The 9725-nt window shown below is 69.6% G+C and carries 9 protein-coding genes; 2 read left to right on the top strand and 7 right to left on the bottom strand.

The window, feature by feature from the left end:
- Positions 1-496: 496 nt before the first annotated feature.
- Together ABEA07_RS19135 and ABEA07_RS19130 are read left to right on the top strand one after the other, a co-directional pair.
- Positions 497-1717, top strand: a complete 1221-nt coding sequence (locus ABEA07_RS19135) for a helix-turn-helix domain-containing protein (RefSeq protein ID WP_345539814.1) — start codon at positions 497-499, stop codon at positions 1715-1717.
- A 49-nt stretch (positions 1718-1766) separates the two neighbouring features.
- Positions 1767-2435, top strand: coding sequence for a Vgb family protein (locus ABEA07_RS19130; RefSeq protein WP_345539813.1), 669 nt, complete (start codon positions 1767-1769; stop codon positions 2433-2435).
- A 43-nt stretch (positions 2436-2478) separates the two neighbouring features.
- Here the strand turns inward: ABEA07_RS19130 and ABEA07_RS19125 are convergent, their stop codons facing one another.
- The 7 genes from ABEA07_RS19125 to ABEA07_RS19095 form a co-directional block, all read right to left on the bottom strand.
- On the bottom strand, positions 2479-2808 hold the full coding sequence (locus tag ABEA07_RS19125; RefSeq protein ID WP_345539811.1) for an RNA-binding regulator: 330 nt from the start codon (positions 2806-2808) through the stop codon (positions 2479-2481).
- A 70-nt stretch (positions 2809-2878) separates the two neighbouring features.
- Positions 2879-3094: a hypothetical protein gene (locus ABEA07_RS19120; protein ID WP_345539810.1), complete on the bottom strand. Its 216-nt coding sequence runs from the start codon at positions 3092-3094 to the stop codon at positions 2879-2881.
- 325 nt (positions 3095-3419) lie between these two features.
- The gene (locus ABEA07_RS19115) at positions 3420-3899 is read right to left on the bottom strand and encodes a VOC family protein (protein ID WP_345539809.1); all 480 of its coding nucleotides are present in this window, start codon (positions 3897-3899) and stop codon (positions 3420-3422) included.
- Positions 3900-4108: 209 nt separating this feature from the next.
- Entirely contained in the window at positions 4109-5191 is a 1083-nt protein-coding gene (locus tag ABEA07_RS19110) for a TAXI family TRAP transporter solute-binding subunit (protein ID WP_345539808.1), read from the bottom strand.
- Between the two features lie 113 nt (positions 5192-5304).
- On the bottom strand, positions 5305-6351 hold the full coding sequence (locus ABEA07_RS19105) for a hypothetical protein (protein WP_345539806.1): 1047 nt from the start codon (positions 6349-6351) through the stop codon (positions 5305-5307).
- Between the two features lie 6 nt (positions 6352-6357).
- The gene (locus ABEA07_RS19100) at positions 6358-7866 is read right to left on the bottom strand and encodes a hypothetical protein (RefSeq protein ID WP_345539804.1); all 1509 of its coding nucleotides are present in this window, start codon (positions 7864-7866) and stop codon (positions 6358-6360) included.
- Between the two features lie 124 nt (positions 7867-7990).
- A complete protein-coding gene (locus ABEA07_RS19095; protein WP_345539803.1) occupies positions 7991-9514 on the bottom strand; it encodes an AMP-binding protein in 1524 nt (507 codons plus the stop codon).
- Positions 9515-9725: the final 211 nt, after the last annotated feature.

The following is a 9725-nucleotide window of genomic DNA, read 5'->3' as shown; positions in this document are numbered from 1 at the left end:
GTCGCCTTTCTTTGGTTACTTTCTTTGGCGAGACAAAGAAAGTAACTCGCCCGCCGGGGCGAATTCCCGGCTCCTGCGCCACACAACCAGCAAGGCCAAAGCAAAGGCCCAAGAGCCAAATTCAAGGCTCCTGCGCCCCCCAACAAGCAAGGCCAAAACAAAGGCCCAGGTGGGCGTGGATCGACTTTCTCGCGCAGCATCAAGCCGGGCGGCACACGCGGCCGCACGCGCCTCTAGACCCGGCTGCAGTCGCTCGACATCGGCTGCGCGAAGCAGCGGCAGGCCGAGCCCGCGAAGTGGGCGTCGCGCGCGATGCCGACGCGCCCGGCTCGCCCCGCGATTGCATCAGGGCACGATGCAGCTTGTCGAGCCCGCGCACGAGACTGCGCACCTCGGCGTGGTCGATCGCGTACCTGCGCGAGCTCGCCCGCTCCGCCGTTGCGGTGGTCTCCATGCGTTGGCGGCGACGGCCCGCGCCGTCGGTTAGCCTGTCGCCATGGATTCCCTCATCGCCGCTTCCGCCCGCGCCCTGGCCGCCGGCGATGCGCTCGGCGCGCTCAAGCGGGTCGCGTTGCGCGAGGACCCGCCCGCGCTTGCGTTGCGCGGCATTGCGATGGCCCAGCTGGGCGAGCATCCGCGCGCCCGCGAGCTGCTGCGCCGCGCCGCGCGCGGCTTCGGCGCGCACGAGGCGCTGGCGCGTGCCCGCTGCGTCGTGGCGGAGGCCGAGGTGGCGCTGGCCATGCGCGACATCGGCGGCTCGCCACGCCCGCTGGCAGCGGCCATGGCCACGCTGGAGGCGCGCGCCGACCCGGCCAACGCCTGCCAGGCGCGGCTGATCGCGGCGCGCCGGTTGCTGCTGCTGGGTCGGCTCGACGAGGCGGCGGCCGCGCTCGCACGCATCGATCTGCGTGGGCTGACACCAGCCCTGGCGGCGGTGGCCGAACTGGCCGCGGCGGAATTGGCACTGCGCTCGCTGCGCATCGGCAGCGCGCGCCAGGCCTTGGCGCGCGCGCACGCCGCGGCCGAGCGCGCAGGCGTTGCGGCATTGCTCGCCGAAGTGGACGAAGCGCGCGGCGCGCTCGATCGGCCCGCCGCGCGACGCCTCGTCGATGGCGTCGAACAGGCCCTGCGCCTCGACGAGGTGGCCGCGCTGCGCGAATCCGGCGCGCTGGTGCTCGATGCCTGCCGACGGGGCCTGGCGGCCGGCGACGCATGGCGGCCCCTGGCGCGCCGGCCGGTGCTGTTCAGCCTGATGCACGCGCTGGCCGCCGCCTGGCCACAGGATGCCGACCGCGAAGGCCTGATCGCGCAGGCGTTTCGCATGCAGCGTCCCGACGAGACGCACCGGGCGCGCCTGCGCGTGGAGATCGGCCGGCTGCGCACCCTCGTCAGCGGCCTGGCGCGCATCGAGGCCACGCCGCGCGGCTTCGTGCTGCTGCCGCAGAACGGGCGCGAGGTGCTGGTGCTCCTGCCGCCCATCGACGGCGAGCAGGCATCGCTGCTGGCGCTGCTGTCCGATGGTGCAGCCTGGTCGACCTCGGCCCTGGCGCTGGCCCTGAATGCCAGCCAGCGCACCGTGCAGCGCGCCCTGGTCGAGCTGGAGGCGCAGGGGCGGGTGTGCTCCACCGGACGGGCGCGCGCGCAGCGCTGGCTGTCGCCGCCGCTGGCCGGATTCACGACGATCTTGTTACTCCCCGCTGCGCTGTCGCTTGACTAGAGTCGTCTTCACGGCGCCGATGTTCATGCAACTTCCAGGAGCAGATCGAATGACAGTCACCCCAACCCCCCGGGCCCGCACGCACGCGGCCGAGATCGTGCGCGAGTACGGCCCCTTCGACGGCGCCGACCGCATTCACGGCGTCACCCACGACGGCCGCAACGTCTGGGCCGCCACCGGCGCCGCGCTGGTCGCCTTCGACCCGGCGAGCGGCGAGCCCACGCGAACGCTGGCCTGCGCCGGCGATGCCGGCACCGCCTTCGACGGCAAGTACCTCTATCAGATCGCCGAGGCGCGCATCGACAAGATCGATCCCGCCACCGGCCAGGTGCTGGCCACCATCCCGGCACCCGGCCAGGGTGGCGACTCGGGCCTCGCCTGGGCCGAGGGCAGCCTGTGGGTCGGACAGTACCGAGAACGCAAGATCCACCAGATCGATCCCGAGACCGGCAAGCTGATCCGCACCATCGAATCGAACCGCTTCGTGACCGGCGTGACCTGGGTCGAGGGCGAGCTGTGGCACGGCACCTGGGAGGGCGACGAGAGCGACATCCGCCGCATCGACCCGCACAGCGGTGCCGTGCTCGATCGCGTGCAGATGCCGGCCGGCGTCGGCGTCAGCGGGCTGGAGTCCGATGGGGCCGGGCTGTTCTACTGCGGCGGCGGGCCGAGCGGCAAGGTTCGCGCCGTGCGGCGGCCGAAGGCGGTCGTGGCGTGATGGAGGCGCACGCCGTGAGCGCCTTCCATCAGCGCCAAAAAAATCAGTAGCGATTGCCGCCGCTGCGATAGCCGCCACCACCGCCGCCGCGGCGATCGCCACCGCCGAAGCCGCCGCTGCGCGGCTCCATGGGACGGGCGACGTTGACGGTCATGGCCCGGCCATCGATTTCCTTGCCGCTGAGGCCCTGGATGGCCGCCTGCGCTTCGGCAGGCGAGCCCATCTCGACGAAGCCGAAGCCCTTGGAGCGGCCCGTGTCGCGCTCCATCATGACCTTGGCCGACGAGACGTGGCCGAAGGCCTCGAAGTGCCGTTGCAGCGTGTCGTCGCGCATCGAGTAGGAGAGGTTGCCGACGTAGAGTTTGTTTTCCATGATGTGCTTTCTTGCGTGATGGATGCGGGGTTTTCGTAAGCCCAGCATTGTTGGAAGTCGAGGGGCTCGCTCAGGCGAGTTGGTTGTTCAGGACGAGAAGGCGTCCTTGCGCCAGCGCGTAGCGCGCGGCACGGGCCGCGTCGTCGAAGCGCCGGACCAGCCGGAACACGCGGTCGTGCATGCCGCGGCGGACGGAGACCGAGGCTGCGTACTGGCCGCTGTCGGTGAGTTTGGTCATCGGTGTGACGAGGTATTTGCCCACCTCGTGGGCGCGTGATGTCTGCATGTATCGAATCGTGGCCGCCACGTGGCGGACCGGGTACGCGCGAGCGATGGCAAGAGGCCAGCCTGGCGCAGGAGTGAATCTGTGAAGAAGGGAGGAGGTCCGCGTGCTGTTCCTGAAGAACGGACCCACGATGAAGCTCGCCGAGGAGGAGATGTGACGGTCGGCTGGCATGGATCGATGCCTGGGCCGAAACGCTCGCGGCCGGGGTCTGCCGCGCGGTGTCAATCAAGGACTGAGGCAACGAGCAAGCCGCAGTCGATCGTCCGAGTGTAGGCGATTTCTCGATGCGGCCAGTTTTTTGTCCGTCGCAGGGGCTTCGGTGGCATCAACCTCGCAATGCCGCCTCGATCTTCGCGATGTCGATCTTCTTCATCTGCATCATCGCATCGAAGGCGCGCTTGGCGGCCGCGCGGTCGGAACCGGTGTATGCCTCGATGAGGACACGCGGCGTGATCTGCCACGACAAGCCCCACTTGTCCTTGCACCAGCCGCACTCGCTTTCCTGCCCTCCGTTGCCGACGATGGTGTTCCACAGGCGATCGGTTTCTTCCTGGTCCTCGGTCGCGACCTGGAACGAGAAGGCCTCGCTGTGCTTGAAGGCCGGCCCACCGTTCAGGCCCAGGCAGGGGATGCCCATGACGGTGAAATCGACCGTCAGCACGTCGCCTTGCTTGCCCGAGGGGTAGTCGCCGGGCGCGTGGTGCACGGCCTTCACGGCGCTGTCGGGAAAGGTCCGGGCGTAGAACTGCGCGGCTTCCAGGGCGGTGCCGTCGTACCAGAGACAGATCGTGTTCTTGCTGACCACTTCGCTCTCCAATTCATCAAAGGACGGGGAATCGAGGAACGAAGACAGCCGCTGTCCTGGACGCCCTTCCCTCGGGATGGCGCACGGCGAGGCGTGCACCGCGATCGGGCATCCTAAGCGAGGACGCATGGCGCGGTTGCGCCGGAGCCGCCACCTGCGATGGAGGAAGGGTTGATGCGAAGGCCGGCTTGACGCAGCGTGAAGGCTTCTCAACGCCTGCACAGCCCCAGCACGAACTCCTGCTCCGTGCAGGGCCGCGCGGGCCGGTCCGACACCGGTGCGGGCGTCGCGGCGGCCGAAGCCCGTGCGATGCAGGCACGCAGGCGCTTTTCCATCGGCGGGTAGTAGCGCCAGCCCTGTGCCAGCGGCGGCAGTTCCAGCTTCACCTGCTTCCACTTGGGATGGCCGTTGGCCTGCAGCTTGTCGAAGTTCATGCACAGCGACTCCGCGAAGCGCGCCAGGTTGCCCACCGTCGACTGCAGGCCGTAGTCGTAGGTGACCAGGTAGGCTTTCACCGTCAGCGTGGGGATGTCGGCCGTGAGCCAGGTCGGGTAGCTCGAGGTTCGGATGGTCGCGGGAAAATAGGTCTTCTTCGCGCGGGCGGTCTCCGGCGCCGCGTCGTCGAGCTTGAGGATCTTGATGAAGTTGCGCGCCTCCGGCTTCATGTCCGAGAACAGCTTGGCCGGCTGGCCGGCGACGATGATGGCGACGTCGATGGTCTTGTCGACGGTGAGTTTGACCAGGGCCTCTTCGTTGGTGAGGTACTGCGCATTCTCCGAAGGCAGCGGCTCGCCGAACATGAGCTGGTAGAGCGTGCGCGAAGTCAGGGCGGTGCCGCTGCCGAGCGCGCCGACGGCGATCTTCTTGTTCCGGATCTCGTGGATGGCATTGATAGGCGAGTCGGCGCGGGTCACGAAGTAGATCTCCTCGTCGTACAGCGGCATGATCAGCCGCAGCGGGCGGATGATGTTGCCCGCCTCGGCGTTGCCGGCCTTCGCTTCGTCGAGGAAGGCCTGGTAGACGTCGGACTGCACCAGCGCCAGCTTCACGCCCGGCTCGAAGCGCATGCGCCGGACGTTCTCCGCCGAGCCCTGGGATTCCAGCACCTCGAGGTCGATCTGGGCCGGGTCGGCGACCCACTGGGCCAGGTCGCGGCCGATCTGGATGTAGGTGCCGGTCTTCGATGCGGTGACGATCTTGTAGCCGGTCCGTGACTGCGCGGACACGGCCGCCGAGGACACAAGGAAGGTGATCGAGATCAACCCGGTGAGCAGCGATCGGATGGTTGTCATCTTGACTCCTTCGGGAGGGTGTTCGTCGTGAGGCGCATCAGGCGCATGAGGTGCATGAGCGGCATGAGGGGCATGAGGGGCATGAGGGGCATGGGGCGTATGAGGTGCCGGTGTCAGCGGGACGGCGCCTGCTGCGCGCCCTCCGCTTCGGATGCGCATAGCGCGAGGGCGGCCATCGCTCCGCTGCAGGCCGGCGACTTCGGTTCCTGCGCGGCGACGGCGGGTGGGGCGGCGACTGTGACGTTCGTCGTGGCAGTCGTCCTGGCAGGTGCCTCCGCCGGCATGGCGGCATGCGATGTCGATGTCGATGTCGATGTCGATGTCGATGTCGATGGCGAAGCTTCGCGGATGCCCAGTGCCTGGGCTGCCTTCCCGGCGGCCTCCCGCAATTGCTCGCGCCGGGCGGCCTGTTCGCGTTCGCGCTGGTCGAGTTCTTCCTGCAGCGCCTGCACGCCCGCATGGCCCGGATACGCTGCGGACAGCGCACCGAGTTGGCGCTGGGCACTGTCGAGGTCACCCCTGCGCAGCGTGCCCTGCGCTTGTTCCAGCTTCGCCGCCACCGATGCCTGTGGCATGCCGGGTTCGGCCTCCCGGCTGGCCTGGAGCGGGCCGAGGCTCAACACCACGGCCAGCACGGACAGGCCCAGCGCGGTGGCGATCGCCACCGGCTTGGTGAGCAGTGTGCCTATTCGCGGCCTCGCGGGGCGTGGCTCCACCTCGATCACGGCCGGCAGCCCCTCGGGCCATTCGAAGGCGGCGGGGCCCAGCAGGTTGGGGTCGGCGTCCGTGCCTTCGCGCGGCGGCTTCGAGGGGCCCAGGATGGACGGCAAGCCGGGTTGCTGCGGCTGCTGATCACGCCGGGGCGCGAGGGGCGCGTCCATCGCGAGCTGCGGCACGGCCTCGGTGGGCTCGGGGGCCCAGCGTTCGGGCCCGGTGTCGTCCGCAGCCGGCGCAGACGCGGTGGCGGTCGTGGTGGCGGTCGCGGTCGCGGCCGTCGTCGTGGTTGCAGTCGAAGTTGCATTGACCGCGCCGATGTGGGCCTGCAGCCTTGCAGTCTCCTCGCCGCCGCAGTAAGGACAGAAGCGCACCGCGCCATGCAGCAGCCGGCTGCAGTGCCTGCAGGGGGCGGGAAACTCCGATGTCGATGCGGGTGCCGGCATGGCCGCTCAGGGCTCGATCCGCCAGCCGGGCAGGCGGCGCCTGTCGGGGTGGTACAGGTACAGGTGGCCCGCATGGACGAATGGCCGCACGGCCCAGGGGCGGGGCATGCGGGCCATCCAGAACTGCACGTCGTGCTCGCCGCCTTGCAGCTCGAAGGTGGCGGTGCAGGTCTCCTTGGACGCGAGCAGGCTTTCCGGCGGACGGGTATGGGGCACGCGCACGCACAGCACCGTCGATGCGGAGGTCGACTCCAGCAGCGGCACGATCACTTCATCGGCTTCAAGCGCGCTGCAGTCGTCGGGCTCGAACCAGGGGGCGAGCCGCAGGCGCGTGTCGAGCTGGAAGCAGGCCGCGCCGGTGCTCAGCCGCGGCGAGCTGGCGGGCCGGATCTCCGGTTCGGCCAGGCCGGTCTGGACGAAGGCGATCGTGGCCCTTCCATCGACCTGCCGCACGCACTGCTGCCACAGCTGGCCGTTGCGCGACAGATAAGGGCTGCCGAGGTGCAGCTGCGGCGTGATGCCCGCGGGCCAGGGCAGCCAGTCGAAGCGCAGCGCGTCCTTGTCGCCGCCTCGGCTCACGACGAGCTGGCCCTCCGGCGCCATCCACACGATGCGATGCCGATCGGCCAGCGGGCGGGCCCATCCTGCATCCGCGGCGTCCAGCGCGGGGCCCTCGATGCGCCGGAGCTCGGTGCCTTCCGGGTCCAGCGCATACATGCCCAGCTTCCCGTCCCGCTGCAGCATGGGCACGATGACCCGGCCCTGCCACAGCACCGGTGCGGCCAGGCAGCGGGTGCCTACGCTGCGCACCTCGCAGGTCCGCGCGATCAGGTTGACGAAGACGATGGCCAGGCCGGTGTCGGTGGGCAGGAAGATCCGGGTGGCGTGCTGCGGGTCCTGCACCGCCAGGCCCCAGGCCTCGTCGGCGAGCGCGCTGGGCGCCGGGCCCTGCGTGCCGCTGGGCCGCAGTGCCTGCCAGCGCTCGGAGTTCGGCAGCCAGTGGAACAGCAGACCCTGCGTGGCATCGATGGCGAGCAGCCGGCTGCCGCACGTGGCAAAGGCGCCGGAAAGGAAATGGCAGTTGCCGGCCGGCGGCATCGCGATCTGGCGGTCCGGCGGCGATTCGGTGTTCAGCGTCGGCCGCAGCGCCAGGTGGGTATCGGTCAGGCGCAGGCCTTGCGGTGCATCGCCGACGGTGCCATCGGCCCCGAAGGGCGGCAGCCAGGTCTCGGTGTCGGTGGAGGCGGGCTCGGGCAGCGCCTTGCCGGTCGAGGGCGAGAAGCGGAAGGCGCCGGGGTAGAGCGCCACCGGTCCGGCCACGCCCTGCGCGCCTTCGATGCTCACCCGTGCGCCCACCAGAGGCGCGAGGTCGAAGGGGTTGCAAGCCGGTGGCGGTGCACCCAGTCCCTTGTAGTCGGCCAGATCGAACGCGCCCGTGGCCGGGTCGCGCGACCAGATCTGGTCGCCCACCGCCCAACGCTCGTTCTGCAGAGCCGACGCCAGCCATGTGGACATCGGATCAGTGTAGGGCGCGCATCGCGTCCTTGGGTTGAACGAAAGTGGTATTTCTAAAGGCCAGCCGAGGGACTGGTGCGACCGTCGGGCGGCGCGGGTGGCAGCGCCCCATGGGCGCCTGCCATCACTTGAACAGCGGCAGCAGTTTCAGCCGCTGCACCTTGCCGGAAGGGCCGCGCGGCAGTTCCTCCACGAAGCGGTAGTGCGCGGGCGCCTTGTAGCGCCCGAGCGCCTGTGCGCACCAGTCGCGCAGGGCTTCCTCGCCGCAGTCGGCGCCTTCGCGCAGGATCACGGCCACGCCGATCTCCTGGCCGTAGTGGCGGTCGGGCACACCCACCGCAGCGGCGTCGCGCACCGCGGGATGGGCCAGCAGCGCCTCGTCGATCTCGCGCGGGGCGATGTTCTCGCCGCCCTTGATGATCAGCTCCTTGATGCGGCCCGTGACGAAGAAGAAGCCGTCCGCGTCGCGGTGACCCAGGTCGCCGGTGCGCAGCCAGCCGTCGGGCGTGAAGCTGGCGCGCGTGGCGTCCTCGTTCTTGTAGTAGCCGAGCATCACGTTGGGCCCGCGGATCACCAGCTCGCCGGTGCTGCCGTCGGGCAACGCGGCCAGCGCCGCATCGACCACGCGCGCCTCGCAGCCCGAAGCCCGGCCCACCGAGCCGAGCTTGCGCGCGCCCGGGTCCATCGGGTTGGAGAAGGAGGGCGCTGCCGTTTCGGTCAGGCCCATGGTTTCGACGATGCCGATGCCGAACATCTGCTCGAAGGCGCGGTGGTGCTCCGGCGGCAGCGCGGCCGAGGCCGAGCGGCAGAAGCGGATGCGCGCGCAGTGCGCGGCCTCGGCCGGCGCTGGCTGGCCGCCCTCGAGCAGGTAGGAGATCATGGTCGGCACGACATTGATCCAGGTGCACTGCGTCTGCGAGGCCTGCGTCCAGAAGCGTCCGGCCGAGAACTTCGGGGGCATCGCCAGGCTGCCGCCATGCGCCAGCGGTGCCAGCATGGTCACGGCGAAGGCGTTGATGTGGTAGAGCGGCAGCACGGCCAGCACGCGGTCCTCCGGTTGCAGGCCATGTTCGGTACTGATGGCCTGCGCGTTGGCGGCCAGGTTGCGCTGCGTGAGCATCACGCCCTTGGGCATGCCGGTGGTGCCGGAGGTGTACATCAGCAGTGCCACCGCGTCAGGTGCAGGAGGCGTCGGCTCGGTTGCGGGCGGTGCTGTGCCTTCGCCGGGGAGGGCGGCCGCATCGGGGTCCACCAGCAGCAAGGACACGGGCCGGTCGATCTCCTGCAGCATCGCGCGCACGCGCGCTTCCCATTCGGGCGCGACGCACACCAGGCGGCAGTCGGAATGCTCGAGCACGTAGCGCATCTGATCGGGCTGCGAGAGCAGGTTGACGGGGTTCACGCACAGGCCGGCATGCATGGCGCCGAGCAGCAGCCGCAGGGTCTGCAGGCCGTTGGGCATGACCATCGAGACGGTGTCGCCTGGGTTTGCACCGTGCCGGCGTAGCACCGCGGCGACGGTGCGGCAACCACGCGCCAGGTCGCCGTAGTGCAGCGGCGCACCGCCTTCGGTGGAAAGCGCATACACCGATTGCGGGCGGCGCTGGGCTTGGGCCTCGATCAGGGAGTGGACGGTTTGCGTGTTCATTGAAGTACCTTGGTCCTTGGCTCCGGGATGCTGTCTTGCTCCCTCTCGCCGTGGGAGAGGGCTCTTGGCCTTTGTTTTGGCCTTGCTTGTTGGGGGGCGCAGGAGCCTTGCATTTGGCTCTTGGGCCTTTGTTTTGGCCTTGCTTGTTGTGTGGCGCAGGAGCCGGGAATTCGCCCCGGCGGGCGAGTTACTTTCTTTGTCTCGCCAAAGA

It is taken from the genome of Variovorax defluvii (genome assembly GCF_039541515.1).
Classification (GTDB): Bacteria; Pseudomonadota; Gammaproteobacteria; order Burkholderiales; family Burkholderiaceae_C; genus Variovorax; species Variovorax defluvii.
Note: the sequence above shows the minus strand (reverse complement) of the source record. Positions and strands in the feature narration are given on the sequence as shown.